This is a genomic window from Pandoraea terrigena (genome assembly GCF_902459705.1).
Classification (GTDB): domain Bacteria; phylum Pseudomonadota; class Gammaproteobacteria; order Burkholderiales; family Burkholderiaceae; genus Pandoraea; species Pandoraea terrigena.
Genome location: NZ_CABPRU010000004.1, coordinates 20,725 through 39,470, shown reverse-complemented (window position 1 = coordinate 39,470; position 18,746 = coordinate 20,725). Strand labels below are relative to the sequence as shown.

The window sequence follows — 18,746 nt, the reverse complement described above, 5'->3', positions numbered from 1 at the left end:
GCGTGGCGTTGGCCGCGCGTGACGTTTTTGCGCATGGGAGTGCGACATGATTTCGGTACGTTTGCCTGACGGCTCGCAACGCCAGTACGAAGCCCCGCTCACGGTGGCGCAAGTCGCCGGCTCGATCGGCACGGGGCTGGCCAAGGCGGCCCTGGCCGGCCGCGTGGACGGCAAGCTGGTCGACACGTCCTATCTGATCGATCGCGATGTGAGCCTTGCCATCGTCACCGAGAAGGATGCCGATGGTCTCGACGTGATCCGTCACTCGACGGCTCACTTGCTGGCCTACGCCGTCAAGACGTTGTTCCCCGAAGCGCAGGTCACGATCGGTCCGGTCATCGAGAACGGCTTCTACTACGACTTCTCGTTCCATCGCGCCTTCACGCCGGAAGATCTCGAGGCCATCGAGAAGAAGATGCACGAGTTGGCGAAGAAGGACGAGCCGGTCACGCGTGAAGTGCTCTCGCGCGACGACGCCGTGCGCCTGTTCATGTCGATGGGCGAGAAATACAAGGCCGAGATCATCGAATCGATTCCGGCGACGGACGAGATCGGCCTGTACCGCGAAGGCGAGTTCGTCGATCTTTGCCGGGGCCCGCACGTGCCGTCGACGGGCAAGCTCAAGGTCTTCAAGCTGATGAAGGTCGCAGGCGCCTACTGGCGCGGCGACGCCAAGAACGAGCAGCTTCAGCGCATCTACGGCACGGCCTGGACGAAGAAGGAAGACCAGGATGCGTACCTGCACATGCTCGAAGAGGCGGAAAAGCGCGATCACCGCAAGCTCGGCCGCGCACTGGACTTCTTCCACATGCAGGAAGAGGCGCCCGGTCTCGTCTTCTGGCACCCGAAGGGCTGGACGCTCTGGCAGCAGGTCGAGCAGTACATGCGCCGCGTCTATCGCAATAACGGTTATCAGGAAGTGAAGGGCCCGCAGATTCTCGATCGCTCGCTCTGGGAGAAATCGGGGCACTGGGAGAACTACAAGGACAACATGTTCACGACGGAGTCGGAGAATCGCGCTTATGCGCTCAAGCCGATGAACTGTCCGGGCCACGTCTTGATTTTCAATTCGGCGCTGCACAGCTATCGCGACCTGCCGCTGCGCTATGGCGAGTTCGGCCAGTGTCATCGCAACGAGCCGTCGGGCGGTCTGCACGGCTTGATGCGCGTGCGCGGCTTCACGCAGGACGACGGTCACATTTTCTGTACGGAAGACCAGATTCTCGACGAGTGCGTGAATTACACGGCGCTCCTGCATGCCGTATACAAGGATTTCGGGTTCACGGACATGATTTACAAGGTCGCAACGCGTCCTGAGCATCGTGTCGGTTCGGACGAGAACTGGGACAAGGCCGAATTTGCATTGATGGAATCGCTGCGCCGTTCGAACTGCGAATTCGTGATCGCCGAGGGCGACGGGGCGTTCTATGGACCGAAAATCGAATACACCCTCAAGGACGCGCTTGGCCGGCAATGGCAGTGCGGCACGATGCAGGTCGATTTCTCGATGCCTGAGCGCCTGGACGCCGAGTATGTGGCCGAGGACAACAGCCGTCGCCGCCCCGTCATGCTCCACCGCGCCATCCTGGGTTCGCTCGAGCGTTTCATTGGCATTTTGATCGAGCACCATGCTGGTGCAATGCCGGTCTGGCTCGCGCCAGAGCAGGTGATTGTGCTGAATGTGTCCGAAAAAACCGCCGATTACGCCCAGGAAGTGACGAAAAAGTTGAAAGAACAAGGGCTTAGGGCTCGCGGCGATTTGCGCAACGAGAAAATTAGCTATAAAATACGCGAGCATTCGTTGCAGAAGGTTCCCTATCTCGTTGTGGTTGGGGACAAAGAGCAGGAAGCAAATACGGTAGCCGTGCGTGCCCGTGGCGGCGTGGATCTGGGTGTGATGCCCGTTGACGCGCTCATCGAACGTCTGGCGCAGGAATGCGCAACGTTCCAATAACGCCTGTCGGACAGCGCGGCTAAATTTTTTGTTTTTTTCGAGGATAAGCAACATCGCTACCGATAAAGCGCATCGCATCAATGGCGAGATCACTGCGCCTGAAGTGCGTCTAACCGGAGTCGACGGTGAGCAGCTCGGCATCATGAAACTCGCCGAGGCTTTCCGTCTGTCCGAAGAGGCTGACGTCGATCTGGTGGAAATCGCGCCGCAGGCGCAGCCGCCAGTGTGCCGCCTGATGGACTATGGCAAGTTCAAGTACCAGGAACAGAAGAAAGCGCACGAGAACAAGCTGAAGCAGAAGGTTGTTCAGATCAAGGAAGTCAAATTCCGGCCTGGCACCGACGACGGCGACTACAACGTCAAGTTGCGCAATCTGAGGCGGTTCCTCGAAGAAGGCGACAAGACCAAGATCACACTGCGCTTTCGCGGCCGTGAGATGGCTCACCAGGAAATCGGCGCCCGTATGCTGGAACGTCTGAAGTCCGATCTCGAAGAGTTCGGCCAGCCGGAACAGATGCCGAAGATGGAAGGCCGTCAGATGATCATGGTCATCGCGCCGAAGAAGAAGTAACAGAAGTAACGCCGTGGCGGTGTCGAACGATACCGCCAGGCTGCAAGGAATTGCCGCCGTGGTCCGTAAGGCCGCGGCAGCGATGCAGGGTGCCGTCTGACCCTGAACACAAGTGGTCTCGGGTTCTACAAGGGGCGCGATTTTGGCGTCACACCTGTGATCATGTTAAAAACCCGGAGTTTTTCATGCCCAAGATGAAAACCAAGAGCGGTGCCAAGAAGCGCTTTCGCGTGCGTCCTGGCGGTACCGTCAAGCGTGGTCAGGCCTTCAAGCGTCACATTCTGACGAAGAAGACCACCAAGAATAAGCGTCACCTGCGCGGTGCCGTCGGCGTTCATGAGTCTGATCTGAACTCCGTACGCGCAATGCTGCCCTTCGCTTAAACCCCGACTTAGATAGGAGAGAAACATGCCTCGAGTCAAACGTGGGGTCACCGCACGGGCCCGCCATAAGAAAGTCATCGCTGCTGCCAAGGGTTTCCGCGGCCGCCGCAATAACGTCTTCCGCATCGCCAAGCAAGCGGTCATGCGCGCTGGGCAGTACGCCTATCGCGATCGCCGTAACAAGAAGCGCGTGTTCCGCGCCTTGTGGATTGCGCGTATCAATGCAGGTGTGCGTCAGCACGGTATGACCTACAGCGTGTTCATCGCTGGTCTGAAGAAGGCCTCGATCGAACTCGACCGCAAGGTGCTGTCCGACATGGCCATCAACGACAAGCCGGCGTTTGCCGCGATTGTCGCCCAGGTGAAAGCCGCCGTCGCAGCCTAAGCTGTAGTTAGCGTATCGCGCGCTTTACCGCGCGCCATCCGCCAGGAGGGGGCTCTCATCGGAGCCCCCTTTTGTTTTTTGCCTGCCTTTTCGCTCGCTTTTTGCTTGAACATGCGGCCATTCCGACCGCCTAACTTGAGTCTGTAGCATATGGATCTGGAACTTATCGTCAGCGAAGCGCAGCGTGCGTTCGCCGCCGCTCCCGACGCCGCCGCGCTGGAAAACGAGAAAGCCCGCTTTCTTGGCAAGACCGGCCAGCTGACCGAGTTGCTCAAGGGCCTCGGCAAGCTTGATCCCGACGCGCGCAAGCATGAGGGCGCGCGGATCAATGCGGCCAAGCAACAGATCGAAGGCGCCCTGCAGGCACGCCGCCAGGCCATGGCCGACGCGCTGCTCGACGCGCGCTTGTCCGCCGAGGCCGTCGACGTCACGCTGCCCGGCCGAGGCCTGGGCGCTGGCAGCCTGCACCCCGTGCTCACCACCTGGGAGCGCGTTGAACAGATTTTCCGTTCCATTGGTTTCGACGTGGCCGACGGCCCCGAAATCGAAACCGACTGGTTCAACTTCACGGCACTGAACAGCCCGGAGAACCACCCGGCGCGTTCGATGCAGGACACGTTCTATATCGAAGGGAATGACGACGCCGGCAAGCCGTTGCTGCTGCGCACGCACACGAGCCCGATGCAGGTGCGTTACGCGCGCATGAACAAGCCGCCGATCAAGGTGATCGCGCCGGGCCGCACGTATCGCGTCGACTCCGATGCCACACACTCGCCGATGTTCCACCAGGTCGAGGGCCTGTGGATTGCCGAAGACATCAGCTTCGCCGACCTGAAGGGCGTGTACACCGACTTCTTGCGCAAGTTCTTCGAGCGCGACGACATTCAAGTGCGTTTTCGCCCGTCGTATTTCCCGTTCACGGAGCCGTCCGCCGAAATCGACATGCAGTTCGAGACCGGCAAGAACGCTGGCAAGTGGCTGGAGATCTCCGGCTCGGGGCAGGTGCATCCGAGCGTCGTGCGCAATATGGGACTCGACCCGGAGCGTTACATCGGCTTCGCGTTCGGCTCGGGCCTGGAGCGTCTGACGATGCTGCGCTACGGTGTGCAGGATCTGCGCCTGTTCTACGAGAACGACCTGCGCTTCCTGCGCCAATTCATGTAATCGATGCCGATGGCCCCGGATTGGCGCGCGACGCCGCTGCCGCCGGGCTCTCGGATGTGAAGACTTAACTGCGAGCGAACTGATCCATGCAATTCTCCGAATCGTGGCTGCGTACCCTGGTCGACCCGGACTTGTCGACGGACGCGTTGGCGCACGCCCTGACGATGTCCGGGCTCGAAGTCGAGGAAACCGACCCGGTCGCCCCGCCGTTTACCGGCGTGGTCGTGGCCAAGGTGCTCGACGTCGCCCGGCATCCGGACGCTGACCGCCTGAATGTCTGCCAGGTCGATGCCGGCACCGGCGAGACGCTCACCATCGTGTGCGGCGCGCCCAACGTGGCGCCGGGCATCAAGGTGCCGTGCGCGACCGTGGGCGCGGCATTGCCCCCGGCCGAGGCTGGCGGGGCCCCGTTCCAGATCAAGATTGGCAAGCTGCGCGGCGTGCAGAGTTACGGCATGCTGTGCTCGGCACGCGAGCTGAAGCTCTCGGAAGACCACGGCGGTCTGATGATTCTGCCGGACGACGCACCGGTCGGCATGAACATTCGCGAGTATCTTGATCTCGACGACACCGTGTTCGTCGTCAAGCTCACACCGAACAAGGCGGATTGCCTGTCGCTGCTGGGCATCGCCCGCGAAGTCGCCGCCATTACCGGCGCGCCGCTCAAGGACTTGCCGGGGCAGGGCGCCCAGCCTGCGACGATCGCTGACACGTTGCCGGTGCGCATCGGTTCGCCGGAAGGATGCGGGCGCTTCGGAGGCCGTATCATTCGCAACGTGAACGCTGCCGCAGCGTCGCCGCGCTGGATGGTGGAGCGCCTTGAGCGTGCGGGTCAGCGCAGCATCTCCGCGCTGGTCGATATCACCAACTATGTGATGCTCGAATTGGGGCAGCCGCTGCACGTCTATGATCTGAATCGTCTGCAAGGCGGGATCGACGTGCGCTTCGGGCGTGCAGGCGAGACGCTCAAGCTGCTCAACGAACAGACCGTGACGCTCGACGAGACGGTGCTCGCCATCACCGACGCCAGCGGCCCGATCGGGCTCGCCGGCATCATGGGCGGCGACGCCACCAAGGCGGGCCTGGAAACGCAGAACATCTTCCTGGAAGGCGCGTTCTTCTTCCCGCAGGCGATTCAGGGCCGTGCACGCAAGTACAACTTCACCAGCGATGCCTCGCATCGCTTCGAGCGCGGCGTCGACTTCGCGGGCAACGGGCGCGCGCTCGAGCGTGCCACGCAACTGGTGCTGGACATCTGCGGCGGCCAGGCCGGTCCGCTCGAGGACCACGTTGCGAAGTTGCCCGAACGCCAGCCGGTGAGCCTGCGGGTGGCGCGCGCCGTCAAGATTCTGGGCGTGCCGGTCACCGAGGCGGAGATGAGCGCCATCTTCACGCGGCTGGGCCTGCCGTTCACGCTGCAAGACGGCGTGTTCCATGTCACGCCGCCATCGTATCGCTTCGACATCGAGATCGAAGAGGACCTGATCGAAGAGATCGCACGCATCTACGGTTTCGATCGCATTCCGGCCAACCCACCGGTCGCCGCAAGCGAAATGCGTCCGACACAGGAAGGCCGCCGCTCGCAGCATGCCGTGCGCCATGCCGTGGCCGCGCGCGACTATCACGAGACGGTTGGCTTCAGCTTTGTGGACGCCGAGTGGGAAGCCGACTTCGCCGGCAACGACCAGCCCATCAAGCTGCTCAACCCGATCGCCAGCCATCTCGCGGTGATGCGCTCGACGCTCATCGGCAGCCTGATCGCGACCACGCGCTACAACCTGAATCGCAAGGCGTCGCGCGTTCGCGTGTTCGAAATCGGCCGCACCTACCATCGCGACAACACGGTCGCCTCGGGCGAGCTGAGCGTTGGCGGCTACCGCCAGCCGCTCACGGTGGCGGCCCTTGCCTACGGCCCGGTGTTTGAAGAGCAGTGGGGCGCGGCAACCCGTCAGGTCGATTTCTTCGACGTGAAGGGCGATCTCGAAGCGCTGCTGTCCCCGCGCACGGCGCGCTTCGTCAAGGCCGACCACCCGGCGTTGCATCCGGGACGCAGCGCGGCGATCGAAGTCGACGGCAAGCGTGTCGGGATCATCGGCGAACTGCATCCGCGCTGGCAGCAGAAGTACGACCTGCCGCATGCGCCGGTGCTGTTCGAGATCGAAGCGCAGGCGCTGTTCGTGCGCGACGTCGCGAGCTACGAAGACATCTCGAAGTTCCCGCCGGTCACGCGCGATATCGCGCTGGTGGTGGATCAGGCGCAGCCGGTGCAAGGGCTGATCGACGCCATGCTGGCGGCGCGTCACGACGATCCGGCATGCAGCGTGGTGCAATCGGTCCGCCTGTTCGACGAGTTCCGGCCGAAGGCTGGCGCGGCGTCGGGCTCGCTGGGGGCGCAGGACAAAAGCGTGGCATTTCGTGTTACTCTGCAAGACCCCTCGGGTACGTTGCAGGACGAGACGGTCCAGGGCGCTATTAACGCACTGGTACAACGGGTAGAAGGGTTTGGCGCACGTTTGCGCGCCTGAAACTTGGTAAGCATCCGCTTGCGAGTGGGTTATCGCACTGTCATCGCCATCGCGTGGGACGTATGAACGAAATGAATCCTGGTGAATTTGAAGCCATGCTTGCGGCGCAGCGCATCGCGCTGGGTCGCAGCGACACGAACGAGGTCTCGACCGAAGCGCCGACGCTGACCAAGGCCGAGCTGGCCGAGTTGCTGTTCGAGCAAGTCGGCTTGAACAAGCGCGAAGCAAAGGATATGGTCGAGGCGTTCTTCGAATCGATCCGTGATGCGCTGGAGTCCGGCGACAGCGTCAAGCTCTCCGGCTTTGGTAACTTCCAATTGCGCGACAAGCCGCAACGGCCAGGCCGGAATCCGAAGACCGGCCAGGCCATTCCGATCGCGGCACGTCGCGTGGTCACCTTTCACGCCAGCCAGAAGCTCAAGTCGATGGTGGAATCCGGCGTGCTGAGCAAGTAATTCCCGGCCGCCGCATTCTGTGGCGGCCGCTGGTTTTTCCTCCGCAGTTTAACCGTCGTCCCGTTCTGCTCACGCCGCGATGGATCACGTTGCCTTGCCGCCGATTCCCGCAAAGCGTTACTTCACCATCGGTGAGGTGAGCGAGCTGTGTGGCGTCAAGCCACATGTACTGCGCTATTGGGAGCAGGAATTCACGCAACTGCGCCCAGTCAAGCGGCGTGGTAACCGACGGTACTACCAGCACCATGAAGTCCTGCTGATCCGGCGTATCCGGGAACTGCTCTACGAGCAGGGCTTCACCATCAATGGCGCACGTAACCGTCTCGAGGCCGATACGTCGCGCGGCCCGCGAACAATGGGTGGGGCCGCCGGGCCAGCGGGCGAGCCGGCGCCGTTGGCTGAATCGGGGGCCACGGTCGACGTCGTTGATCTGCGTCGCCGCCTGGAAGCCATCATCGATCTGTTGAAGTCCTGAGCGGGGAGGTCGCGCCCGAGCGGCCGCTTTCCTTTCACGTGCTCCGCCATCTTGTCGACCTTTTCGCGCCGGCGTCGAACGACTTCCGGGGGCGCCGCGATTGCCTTACACTTGCCGGAAACCATGGTGTCCGGCAGCGACGACCGCTGGCGCCTACTGACGACCGGGCCAACACCGACCTTTGCGCGCATGGATGCAAAGGCTGAAAGGATCTCGATCTATGGCGGAACCGAGCACAACCGGAGTGCAACGCGGGCGTTGGATGACACCCCATCGCTCGATTGCCGCAATTCTGATTTTCGGTCTGCTGATCCTGACCCTCGTCTGGGCGGCTGTGCTTTGGCGCATCGCCATCGAGCGCAAGGCTATTCTGCGCGACGCGGCTGGCTCGGCGTCGACCGTGGCGACGGCACTTGAGCAGCATACGCTGCGGGCCATCCGTCAGGTCGATCAACTGACTCGTTTCGTGAAATACGAGTACGAACGACATCACGGGAATTTCGATCTGAAGCGGTCCCTCGCCGAAGGGACTGTCATGGATCCCTTCATGGTGCTGGTCAGCGTGGCGGATGCGAACGGCACCGTCGTCGCCACGACGATGGGCGCCGGCGTCGGGATCAGCATCGCCGACCGGGAGCACTTCCGGGTGCATCAGGAACTCGCGAACGATAATCTGTTCATCAGTCATCCGGTCCTTGGACGCGTATCGCACAAGTGGGTGCTTCAGTTCACCCGGCGGCTCAACCATCCCGATGGCAGCTTCGCCGGTGTGGTGGTCGTGTCTCAGTCGCCAGCGTACTTCACCACGGACTTCTACACAAACGCCGTACTCGGCCAGTATGGAGAGGTCGCCGTCGTTGCCGACGACGGTGGGATGCTCGCGCGAAGTGCCGGCGCTGGCGTTGCCGTCACCGGTACGGGCGAATTGCCGCTGTTCTCGGCAGCGCAACGCACCTCCGGCATTCAGCGCGATCCCATCGATGGCGTTGAGCGCATCGTGGCTTACCGTCATCTGCGCGATTACCCACTTGCCGTTCAGGTCGGCCTGTCGATGGAAGAGGCGCTGGCCGAGCACCAGCATGTGACGCGGGTCTATCTGACGATGGCGACGTTCGTGTCGGTCGCCCTCGTCGTGTTCTTCGCGCTGATCGCCTACCTGATGCAGCGGCTGATCGGTCGCGATCAACAGCTCACGCGTCTGATTTCGTTCGACGCGCTCACCGGACTTCCCAATCGTTACGCGTTGATGGAGTCGCTTCGGCGCGCGCTGGCCACGCCTGATCAGGTCGGCAAGGTGGCGCTGCTGCACATCGACCTGGACAACTTCAAGAGCGTCAATGACACACTGGGCCATACGCAGGGTGACGAGATCATTCGACAGGTGGCCGAGCGCTTCGCCCCGCGCATGCCGCCAGGCGCGATGCTGGCGCGTTTTGCCGGCGACGAGTTCATGGTGCTGCTCGAAGGCGGCGGCGCGCCGGACGAAGCCGAGCCGTTGGGCGAGACGCTGCTTGCCACTCTCAAGTCGCCGATGGTGGCCGACGGCACCTCATTCGCGTTGCACGCGAGCATTGGCGTGACGTTTTGGTCCAAGGTGGAGGAAACCGAAGCCGATCTCATCAAGAAGGCCGATCTGGCCATGTACTCGGCCAAGGAGGCTGGCAAGAGCGTCGTGCGCGTCTACACACAGCAGATGACGTATCAGGCCCATCAGCTCGTTGTGTGGGAGCGCCAGATGGAGCAGGCGCTGGCCAACGGGGAATTCTTCCTCGCCTATCAACCCATCGTCGCGCTCGAGTCCGATTGCGTGCGTGGCATGGAGGCGTTGATTCGCTGGCGTCACCCGGAGCGAGGCGTCCTGAGTGCGGGCGACTTCATTCCCCTGGCGGAGACGACCGGGCAGATCGTCGCCATCGGCGAGTACGTACTGACGCAGGCGTGCCGCCAACTGGCGGCGTGGCGAGACACGCCGATGGCGTCGCTGCGGCTGGCCGTCAATGTCTCGTCAGTGCAATTCTGGCGCGGCGATATTGGCGAGCTGGTCGAGCGTCTCATGAGGGCGTATGCGATCGAGCCGAATCGTCTGGAGCTGGAAATCACCGAATCGGTCATGGTCAGGAACCCGGCGCTCGTGGAGATGAAGATCCAGCAATTCAAGCGCGCCGGAGTGCGCATTGCGCTGGACGACTTCGGTACCGGATACTCGTCGTTGTCCTACCTGACGCGTTTTCCCGTCGACACCCTCAAGGTCGATCGCTCATTCGTGGAGTCGATCCCCGATTCGTCGCGTTCGTGCCTCATGATTTCGAACATCGTCAACATCGCGCGTTCGCTGGGTATCGAGCTGATTGTCGAGGGGGTGGAGAACGCGCGGCAACTGGATTGGCTGCGTCATTTCGTGCCGCTGTGCGCACAGGGTTACTTATTCTCCCGCCCAGTGGAAATCGAGCAGCTTGATTCGGTCATCGCGCGTTTAGGTATTTGCCAGTAAATCCTCGCAATGGGACGAGGGGAACGAGGGAAGTATCCGGCCAGTTAATAGATTAAATAGATATTCGTAATAAATTCGTGATTTGATGTTCGTCGGTACGGTGTGATCGTCGGCGTGCTATAAAATTGCCGAATTCTCGTGATGAATCTGATCGGCATGCGCGGCATAAGCGGCGAGAGCGGACGGCTGCCAGCCTTCGCGGGCGATGCCTGAAGGCGAGGACGGCAGGGTGTCAGCCGCCTGCCGTTGTCGGGGTGGGCAATGCAGGGCAGTCAGGATCCGAAGGCGCGGGGCGCGACAAGCCGGGGATCGGGAAGGGGGGAACGAGTTCGACGCGCAGACCAGAATTGGCGGTAATTCGCAGGCACTACGGATGCCAGTCGCGACCAGAGCTTCTGTCCGGGGAAATGACAGAAACGCGACACGAATGGGGTGGATATTTCGCCAACGTAAGAAGTGAATAATATTAGAACGAGCGTTTTATTTTCGGATGAGGATAAGGCATTGGCTTTATGCTGCCAGCGTCTCGGTTGGCGTGCTGGTCGTCTGCTGGGTTGCGGCGGACCGAACTGCCACGTCGCTGGTCGGTAACAAGCTTACCCAGAGCGTCGACGCCGGACAAATGGTGGCCGACCGTGTCGCCGACGGCATGATTCACGCGATCAACACGGATCTGGCGATGGTGCGCGCCATTCCGTCCACGTTGGCCGAAGTGGATTTGCTGAGCGACGTCCTGCGCCCGCCGGGCGGCGGGGCGCCGTCCCCCGAGATCGTCGATCGTGCCAACCAATTTCTGCTTGGCGCCCAGGGATACTTTGGCGTTGACCGGGTGTGGCTGATCGATGCTAACGGCGTCTGTGTCGCCGCGAGCAACTTCGGTGACCAGCCGACACCGATCGGGCAGTCCGTGGCCGACATGCCCTACGTCACCAATGCGCTGTTGGGCGGACGCTTCGAGAGCTATGCCGCGGGCTGGGAGCAACAGGCGCCCGGCCTTTATTTCAGCGCGCCGGTGTATCGCCAAGGCGCGCTGGTTGGTGTCGTGATGACCAAGATCGGACTCCGACGCTTGCGTCATTGGGTGGGCAGTGGCGAATCGTTCATCGTAGACGGCAACGGCGTGGTCATCATGGCGAACGACCCCCGCTTCGAGAATCGTTTCATGCTCGACGGGAAGCTGGGGGCGCTCTCCGATGCCGAGCGGCGGGCGTTGTATCAGCGCCGCGACTTCGCACGCATGCCCATCTCGCCGTTCAAGCGTGCGCCGGGCCGCTCGAACGCCTGGGTGCCGCAGGAATTGCTCGCGCGGATGTCGGCATTCGGTGAGTTCCGCAAGCCGTTCGTGATCGCGTCGCGTCCGAGTTCAAGCAACGACCTGATCGTCTATGCGGTGGAAGGCGTTGACGCCTGGGAGGCGCTCACGCGAGAGCATGCCAAGGATCTGGCGTTGTGTTTCCTGCTATACCTGGGCGGTGTCGTCATTGTGACCCTCGCGATCTGGACTTACTGGCGCGAGCGGGCGCAGCATCAGGTCGCCCGTCAGTCGAACGAGGCGCTGCGCGCGGCCAATCATCAACTGGCGTTCGAGGCGAGTTACGATGAACTGACGGGCAGCCTGACTCGGCGCTATTTCTTTCATCGTTTCGAGCGGCTGCTGGAAAGCACGCAACGCAAGAACGAGCCGATGAGCCTCATCGTGGCCGATCTCGATCTCTTCAAGTCCATCAACGACACCTACGGGCATGCCATCGGCGATCAGGTGCTGTGCCGTTTTGTGCTGGTGTGTTCGTCGACGTTGCGCGGCGACGACCTGATCGGTCGTATCGGTGGCGAGGAGTTCGCGATTCTGTTGCCGGGGGCGAGCGAGCGCGACGCGCTGCGCGTGGCGGATCGCATTCGCGAGCGCTGCAAGCGTGAGTCGCTGGAGGGCAGTGAGCCACCGCTGCGCTTCTCGGCGAGTTTCGGCATCACCGAGTGGCAGGACGACGATTCGGCAATGTCCATGGTCGAGCGTGCCGATATGGCGCTCTACCGCGCGAAACGCGCCGGTCGCGACCGTTGCTGGGTGTTCTGATCCGGGACCGGGTGCCTGCCGGGCACCGGCCGCACGTCATATTGCGGTGCAGTTACCAATGTCACGTTTGGTAACCAAAGAAGCCGCGCTCTGCGTGGATTTCACGGGAACTTGCATGTCTAATAAGTCAACCATGGGCTGCGAGGCTCGACGAACCGCCGATGGTCGATCGTCGACTCTCTTCGCACATGACGCAAATAGCTCATGCGGGAGACCTTATCGTGAAACGACTACTTTGGGTGACCGGCGGCGCTGCCGTCGCGGTGATGATGGCCGGTTGTGTTGCCGTGCCTTATGGCCCACCGGCGTACGGTAACGCTTACTACGACAGCTATGGCTATGCGCCGGGCTACGCGGTCGAGCCCGCGCCGGTGGTGACGTTTGGGATATCGGGCGGCTATTACGGCCGCGGATATTACCGCGGCTGGCACGGCCGAGGCGGCGGATGGGGTTGGCATCACTGAGAATGCGCCGACGGGGTGGGCTGGACGCCAGGCCCCGGCGCCCTGTGCGCGTCCGCTACCGCACTCAGAACTCCGACAGCGCGAAATCGCCCTTTGCGACGTCGCATTCCGGGCAGCGCCAGTCGGCGGGCACGTCGACCCAGCGCGTGCCGGGGGCGAGTCCGTCGTTCGGCGCGCCTTCGGCTTCGTTGTAGATCCAGCCGCAGATCAGGCAGATCCAGCGCTTGAATTCGGTGGAGGTGTCCAGCGTGGTCGTCATGATGTCGGGTCAACAGGGATAACTTGCGCGATCCGCATTGTAAGGCAAGCGCAGCCCGACGTCCGGCTTGCTGGCGGGCGTGTCCACATGCAACGTTAATCCAGATCAATGGATGGGTGCGGCAGGTGCGCGAATCAGAGAGGGACGGACGCAGGAAGGGGGCACGCCGGCCACGACCGGCGCGACAGAGGTTACCAGTGAATCTGGTTCAGGAAGATCGGCGCCATCTGCGCGAGCGAGTTGAGCAGCGAAATCGCGGTGTCGCGATGGGATACCTCGCGCCATAAGCGACTTCCCTTGACGACCCGATCACGGTCTTCCGCTGTTTTGACATCCGGCGAGCGCAATGCGTTGATCAAGTCGATGACGGATGCGCGGTCGACCGTTTCCGTGACCGAGTGACGCGCGAGCAGGTCGTCCAGATGGACGCGCTCCGCTTCGGTCGCGGACGCGTCGGCGGGCGACGGGGCAGAGGTAACGGACGGTTTGTCGGATTGGGTCATACGAGACGTTCTCCCTAGGTTACTGAAAAGCGAAGCGGCCGCTGAACCGCGGATCCTGCGAGGATCCCTGGTCATGCATGGCGAGGTATCGCACGATTCCATCATAGGCTGATTCCCTTGCGCTGCGAACCCTCCCATCGGCGCGCAGCCCTCGCTTTTCGCGCGAACCGCCGCGTGATTTCCCAAGGGTTTGCGTCACGTCAAAGGCATGACGCAGCGTAACGCGTGCGTACAGAAGCACGCTGAAACGTCAAGCTTAAAAAATTTATCCAAGGCTGACGCTGAAACGGGCAATCCTCTTGACACCTTGTAATGACGGGCGTTTCAGCGCTCACATGCCCGGTTATCCAGTGGGTTATCCACAGAACCTGTGGGTAACTCGTCGAGCGCTGGACAAGCGTCGGGATGCGGGACGCCGGTCGGCACCGGAGGGTGACACGAACCGACGCTGCATCCTCACCGAAGCAGCGGGCGCAGCATCAGCAGCGCGAAGAACAGCGCGACGCCGACCGGGAGCAGGCCCGTGAAGAAGGCGGGCCATGGCCCACGGCCGCGGCGACGCGCGCCGAACGACGAAATCAGACCGGCGCAAAGACACATCACACCGACGGCCCAGGTAGGATGTGGGCTCTTGAGCACCCAGGCGGCAGCGGCCAGCAACCCGATCCAGGCGAGCGGCAGCGCGCCCGGTGGCGGCATGGCACCGACGGGCGAAGGTTTGGCGCTGCGGGGCTTGTCGGAGGCGTAGGACGTGTCGGGCGTGTCAGGCCGGTTGGGGGGATTGGCGGGCATTGAGATTCCGGAAACTCTGGGGGCGCAACGACGAAGGCGTGCGAAAGACGCAGGATAGCAAACGTCGTGCTGTGCTGCTCAGGACGTGCGACCGTGCAAGGCACGTGTCGCGGACGGCTTTGCGGTCGCGTGCATGTCGCCTGCGGGGGCGTCCACATGCCAGATGGAGGTTGAGTCGACGTCACGCATCGGCGCGAATGCAGGCGGTGTCGCACAGCGGTTGTCGAGGTCGACGTATTCTTTTCGAACGACGCGCCCGGCGGCCGGTGTCTTCACGACCCGGCGCGGGACGGCCAGGCCGCGACGCGTGCCGCGCCCGCCCGGCATGGAGGCTTCCGGCGAGGCGCGCACGGCAACACACGGCTGATGAAAGGGATCGGCGGGTGTCGCGGCCGGCGGCAAGGCTTGGGCGTGGACCCGGGGTGCAATGCACGCGATCAGCACGCTGAGCAGGAACAGGCCGACGCGACGCGAGGCCATGTGACGAACCGCGGGCGGCAAAGCCGGATGCAACGTGGGCGGGACTCTTGGCCTGGTGTGTCTCGGGGGCATGGCGCGCTCCGTCGGGGCGATCGTTGGGGCGCGCAGGGCGAGCATCGCAAGCGGCTGCGCGGCGTTTTCACGATCCTGAAGCCAATATCGTGCCGGAATCGATAAGTGGATGATTCCTCGGGGATTGTGGAGGTTGCGATGAAGCGTTTGCGCGGATGGCCGCACGTCAAGTGTTGCAGTTCCGAAACGTGCGCCTGAGAATCGACGAATCGACGCATGGCGGATCCGGACCTATCCCGGACATGACATGGGCAATTCACCGATTTTTTTGCCACTGTATATAATCACAGTATTCCACTTCACGGCGAGACATACTCTTTCATGAAAGCCAACTACTCCATCGCCGAAATCGAGCAGGCGATCAACTACTGGACTGGCCGCCAGGCCGCCGACAGCCACTGGTCGTTATGTCAGTCGGCGCGTGCACTGGCCAACATCTATGGCGAGATGATCTACCGCCGCGAGACAAGCATTGCCGCCGATGCGCTCGACGCCGAGCAAAGCCAGGCCATCGAGACGGCGCTGCATCAGATGGAGCTGGGTCTCGCGCCATGATTCGCGATGATTCCGAACGTTCCTAGACCCTTCAGGATGTTTCAGGACGGAATGGCGTTCGATGAGGGTTGCCGTGCCAACCATTGTTCGAGCCAGTGTTCGAGGTCAACGGCCGACCGGGCGGGGGAGAATAGATACCCCTGTGCCACGCGATACCCCTGGGCGACGAGCAGTGCTCGCTGGGCTTCGTCCTCTACCCCTTCCGCGACAACGGTAAGACGCAGGTTACGACCGATACTGATGATGGCGTTGGTCAGTGCCCGCACCGTTTCGTCGAGGGCGATGTCATGCACGAAGCTGCGGTCGAGCTTCAGCTCCGAGACCGGCAGCCGGCGCAGATAGCCAAGACTCGAGTAGCCGGTGCCGAAGTCGTCCATCGACAGACGGACGCCCATGCCGTGGACTTCCTCGATGATGCGCAGCGTGCTCGGATTGTGGTCCATCAACACGCTTTCCGTGATTTCGATGGCCAGGCACGACGGTGGGAGATCGTGATCGGCCAGTGCGTCGGCAATCGTGCGGGGCAGATCGTGATCGTGGAAGTTCGTCGGCGACAGGTTGACCGACACGTTGCCAATGCCGACGCCTCGTCGGCGCCAATCCGCCAATTGCCGGCATGACTCGCGCAGCGTCCAGGTGCCCAGCTCTCCGATCAGGCCGCATTCCTCCGCCAGTGATATGAAGCGCGACGGCGACACGTCGCCGTATTGCGGATGCGTCCAGCGCGTCAGCGCCTCGGCACCGTAGACCGAGTCGTCGGACAGGTCGATCTGCGGCTGATAGAAAAGCTGGAGCTTGCCGTGGCGCAGGGCGTCGCGCATGGCGGTCTCCAGCTCGAGCCGCTCCTGCGCCTGGAGGTTCATGTCTTCGTGATAAATACGCACGCTGCCCGGGCTGGTCATCTTCGCCTGGTACATCGCCATGTCGGCACGCTGCAGCAGGATGTCGAATTCCTTGCCGTGATTCGGATACAGGCTGATGCCGAAGCTGCCCGACGGCGTAAGCGTCACGCCGTCGATCTGGCACGGCGCACGCAATGCGCTGCGCATGCGCTCGAGGGCAATATCGAGCCGCTCGGGGTCGCACTCGGTGAGCATGGCCACGAACTCGTCGCCAGACAGGCGCGCGACGATATCGGCGCCGCGCAGCGAGCGCCGCAGACGCTGGGCGATCGTGCGCAACAAGGCATCGCCTGCCAGGTGGCCGAGCGAATCGTTGACCTGCTTGAAGCGATCCAGATCGATGAAGATGACGGCCATGCGCGCGTTCAACTCCGCGGCGCTGGCGATCGCCTGCGCCGCGAGCACGCCAAGCATGCTTCGATTGGGCAGGCCGGTGAGGTTGTCCGAGAACGCCAGTTGACGAATGCGCGTGCGCGACTCGTCGCGCTCGAAGGCCAGCTTGCACAGATGCACGCAGACGTCGACGAGCCGTTCATGCAGGGCGTCCGGGCTGCGCGGCGTGCGGTAATAGAAACCGAGCACCCCGAGCACTCGCCCATCGTTCGCGATGATGGGCATGGCCCACGACGCAGCCAGTCCGAATTCGGCCGCCATGTCGCGGAAATCGGCCCAACGCGGGTCGTGGGCAATGTCGGTCACGATCACCGGGCGCGCCAGGAACGCTGCCGTGCCACACGTGCCCACGTTCGGGCCGATGGCCAGGCCGTCGATGCGCTTGTGATACTGCGCAGGCAGGCTTGGCCCTGCCTGCGGACGCAGCCGGCCTTCGGCATCGACCCGCACCACCGAGGCCACGACCTCGGGGGCAATCTGCTCCAGTTCGCGGCAGATGAGCGTGAGCACCTCGGCGAGGGGGGCATCGCGCACCATCGCGGCGAGCGCCTTGTGTTGCAACACTTCCTGAATCTTCGATTGCGTGATGTCCGTGAACAGCACTACGGCGTTGATGAGCTTGCCGTTTGCGTCGAGAATCGGGTTCGTCACCACGGACACCCAAAGCGGCTGGCGCTGCGCCGTGCGCACGAGCACTTCGCTATGGCAACTGCGGCCGTCGCGGGCGGAAACGAGGTAGAGCGCGAGGGCCGCTTTGACATCAACCGCGCACGCGTTATCGGCGAACTGACCCACCGGTGTCTCGTCCGACGGGACGTTGGCTGACTGGCCGACGAGCTCGTTCGCGGCGTAGCCGAACATGCGCGTGAACCCCGCATTGACATAGCACACGCAACCCTGTGCGTCGGTGATGAGCACAGCGTTGTCGGTCTCGTCGACGCCGAGCGAGAGCAGATGCAGGCGGGCGTTGTCGGCCGCCTGACGCTCCGCGTGCGCCGTCACGTCAACCGCGAGTTTGATGACGAAAGCGAGCTTGCCATCGTCGTCGATGACGGGATTGTAGGTGGCTTCGAGCCAGATCGGGCTACCGTCGCGGCGACGCCGGCGGACTTGCCCGGTGTGCGAGCGGTGGGTGCTGATGACTTTGGCGAGGGCGTTGCCGCATGTGGGGTCGGCGGGGTCGCACAGCAGGGCGTGCGACTGGCCGAGCAGGTCGGCGCGCGCGTAACCGAACATGCCGAGCAGCTTGTCGTTGACATCGACGACGATGCCATCGGGCGTAAGCGTGAGCATGCCCAGCGAATGGTCGAGCGCAGCGAGCAGCGCTTCGCGCCCCGGCGCGGCGCCGGTGACGGACGGTGAACCGGGTACGACCATCGCAACGGCCTCCTCGGACGTCCTGTGGACATTGTCGGGTGTGACTTGGGCTGACACGCCAGAATCGCTTTCAAGTATAGCGACCTGCGGGGGCAGGCTCACGTGGGAAAAACCGGGGGGCGCGACACGTCGACGCCGTTCCGGGCAGTAAGAGATTGCGTTGGCGTGCAGTGAGCGCCTGGGCGGCCTCGGCGGACCTCAAGCCGATATGACGCGAATGCGCACTCCGTCGACCGAAACCGTCTGACCGGCGCGGATCTTGCAGGTCTTGCGAGTCTCGCGCTGGCCGTCGACGCTGACCGCGCCACTGGCCACCATCACTTTGCCGGCACCGCCCGAATCCACAAGGCCGGTGAGCTTGAGCAAGTCGTTCAGGGCGACGAATTCGCCTGTCAGTTCAAAGGTTACGTTTTGCATGATGGAGCGGATACTACGTAAAAACCCGATGCGCGTCGACTGCCACCGCGGGTGA

Annotated in this window: 17 protein-coding genes and 1 pseudogene; 12 read left to right on the top strand and 6 right to left on the bottom strand. The window is 62.7% G+C overall.

Annotation, left to right across the window (positions count from 1 at the left end; genetic code table 11):
• Nucleotides 1–46 precede the first annotated feature (46 nt).
• The 11 genes from thrS to PTE31013_RS10255 all read left to right on the top strand — a co-directional run bounded on the left by thrS (nucleotide 47) and on the right by PTE31013_RS10255 (nucleotide 12,941).
• Complete coding sequence (thrS, locus tag PTE31013_RS10305; protein WP_150612731.1) at nucleotides 47–1,954, top strand: threonine--tRNA ligase; 1,908 nt, start codon at nucleotides 47–49, stop codon at nucleotides 1,952–1,954.
• 28 nt (nucleotides 1,955–1,982) lie between these two features.
• Nucleotides 1,983–2,525, top strand: a complete 543-nt coding sequence (gene infC, locus PTE31013_RS10300) for a translation initiation factor IF-3 (protein WP_150613023.1) — start codon at nucleotides 1,983–1,985, stop codon at nucleotides 2,523–2,525.
• Nucleotides 2,526–2,710: 185 nt separating this feature from the next.
• Nucleotides 2,711–2,908: a 50S ribosomal protein L35 gene (gene rpmI, locus PTE31013_RS10295; RefSeq protein WP_010806049.1), complete on the top strand. Its 198-nt coding sequence runs from the start codon at nucleotides 2,711–2,713 to the stop codon at nucleotides 2,906–2,908.
• A 25-nt stretch (nucleotides 2,909–2,933) separates the two neighbouring features.
• Nucleotides 2,934–3,293 (top strand): 50S ribosomal protein L20, encoded by a 360-nt coding sequence (rplT, locus tag PTE31013_RS10290; RefSeq protein WP_010806048.1) that lies wholly within the window; start codon nucleotides 2,934–2,936, stop codon nucleotides 3,291–3,293.
• Between the two features lie 150 nt (nucleotides 3,294–3,443).
• Nucleotides 3,444–4,457, top strand: a complete 1,014-nt coding sequence (gene pheS, locus PTE31013_RS10285) for a phenylalanine--tRNA ligase subunit alpha (RefSeq protein ID WP_150589159.1) — start codon at nucleotides 3,444–3,446, stop codon at nucleotides 4,455–4,457.
• Between the two features lie 86 nt (nucleotides 4,458–4,543).
• Complete coding sequence (gene pheT, locus PTE31013_RS10280) at nucleotides 4,544–6,982, top strand: phenylalanine--tRNA ligase subunit beta (RefSeq protein WP_150612730.1); 2,439 nt, start codon at nucleotides 4,544–4,546, stop codon at nucleotides 6,980–6,982.
• 62 nt (nucleotides 6,983–7,044) lie between these two features.
• Nucleotides 7,045–7,437, top strand: coding sequence for an integration host factor subunit alpha (locus tag PTE31013_RS10275; RefSeq protein ID WP_150589157.1), 393 nt, complete (start codon nucleotides 7,045–7,047; stop codon nucleotides 7,435–7,437).
• A gap of 79 nt (nucleotides 7,438–7,516) precedes the next feature.
• Nucleotides 7,517–7,912: a MerR family transcriptional regulator gene (locus PTE31013_RS10270; protein WP_150612729.1), complete on the top strand. Its 396-nt coding sequence runs from the start codon at nucleotides 7,517–7,519 to the stop codon at nucleotides 7,910–7,912.
• A gap of 262 nt (nucleotides 7,913–8,174) precedes the next feature.
• Complete coding sequence (locus tag PTE31013_RS10265; RefSeq protein WP_150612728.1) at nucleotides 8,175–10,403, top strand: bifunctional diguanylate cyclase/phosphodiesterase; 2,229 nt, start codon at nucleotides 8,175–8,177, stop codon at nucleotides 10,401–10,403.
• Nucleotides 10,404–10,893: 490 nt separating this feature from the next.
• A complete protein-coding gene (locus PTE31013_RS10260) occupies nucleotides 10,894–12,477 on the top strand; it encodes a sensor domain-containing diguanylate cyclase (RefSeq protein ID WP_150612727.1) in 1,584 nt (527 codons plus the stop codon).
• A 221-nt stretch (nucleotides 12,478–12,698) separates the two neighbouring features.
• Nucleotides 12,699–12,941, top strand: a complete 243-nt coding sequence (locus tag PTE31013_RS10255; protein ID WP_246174267.1) for a hypothetical protein — start codon at nucleotides 12,699–12,701, stop codon at nucleotides 12,939–12,941.
• A 64-nt stretch (nucleotides 12,942–13,005) separates the two neighbouring features.
• Here the strand turns inward: PTE31013_RS10255 and PTE31013_RS10250 are convergent.
• The 4 genes and pseudogenes from PTE31013_RS10250 to PTE31013_RS10235 all read right to left on the bottom strand — a co-directional run.
• A pseudogene (locus PTE31013_RS10250) lies at nucleotides 13,006–13,176 on the bottom strand (rubredoxin); the annotation flags it as partial.
• Nucleotides 13,177–13,391: 215 nt separating this feature from the next.
• Entirely contained in the window at nucleotides 13,392–13,703 is a 312-nt protein-coding gene (locus tag PTE31013_RS10245; RefSeq protein ID WP_150612725.1) for a hypothetical protein, read from the bottom strand.
• 456 nt (nucleotides 13,704–14,159) lie between these two features.
• Nucleotides 14,160–14,495, bottom strand: coding sequence for a hypothetical protein (locus PTE31013_RS10240; RefSeq protein WP_150612724.1), 336 nt, complete (start codon nucleotides 14,493–14,495; stop codon nucleotides 14,160–14,162).
• A gap of 78 nt (nucleotides 14,496–14,573) precedes the next feature.
• Nucleotides 14,574–14,975 carry a hypothetical protein gene (locus tag PTE31013_RS10235; protein ID WP_150612723.1) on the bottom strand — a complete coding sequence of 134 codons (402 nt, stop codon included), beginning with the start codon at nucleotides 14,973–14,975 and terminating at the stop codon, nucleotides 14,574–14,576.
• Nucleotides 14,976–15,368: 393 nt separating this feature from the next.
• On the opposite strand from PTE31013_RS10235, the gene PTE31013_RS10230 reads away from it, so the two are divergent.
• Nucleotides 15,369–15,602 carry a DUF3717 domain-containing protein gene (locus tag PTE31013_RS10230; RefSeq protein ID WP_150612722.1) on the top strand — a complete coding sequence of 78 codons (234 nt, stop codon included), beginning with the start codon at nucleotides 15,369–15,371 and terminating at the stop codon, nucleotides 15,600–15,602.
• 41 nt (nucleotides 15,603–15,643) lie between these two features.
• Here PTE31013_RS10230 and PTE31013_RS10225 read toward each other — a convergent pair whose 3' ends face one another.
• Nucleotides 15,644–18,274, bottom strand: a complete 2,631-nt coding sequence (locus PTE31013_RS10225; RefSeq protein ID WP_150612721.1) for a sensor domain-containing protein — start codon at nucleotides 18,272–18,274, stop codon at nucleotides 15,644–15,646.
• Nucleotides 18,275–18,472: 198 nt separating this feature from the next.
• Nucleotides 18,473–18,691, bottom strand: coding sequence for an RNA-binding S4 domain-containing protein (locus PTE31013_RS10220; protein ID WP_150612720.1), 219 nt, complete (start codon nucleotides 18,689–18,691; stop codon nucleotides 18,473–18,475).
• Nucleotides 18,692–18,746: the final 55 nt, after the last annotated feature.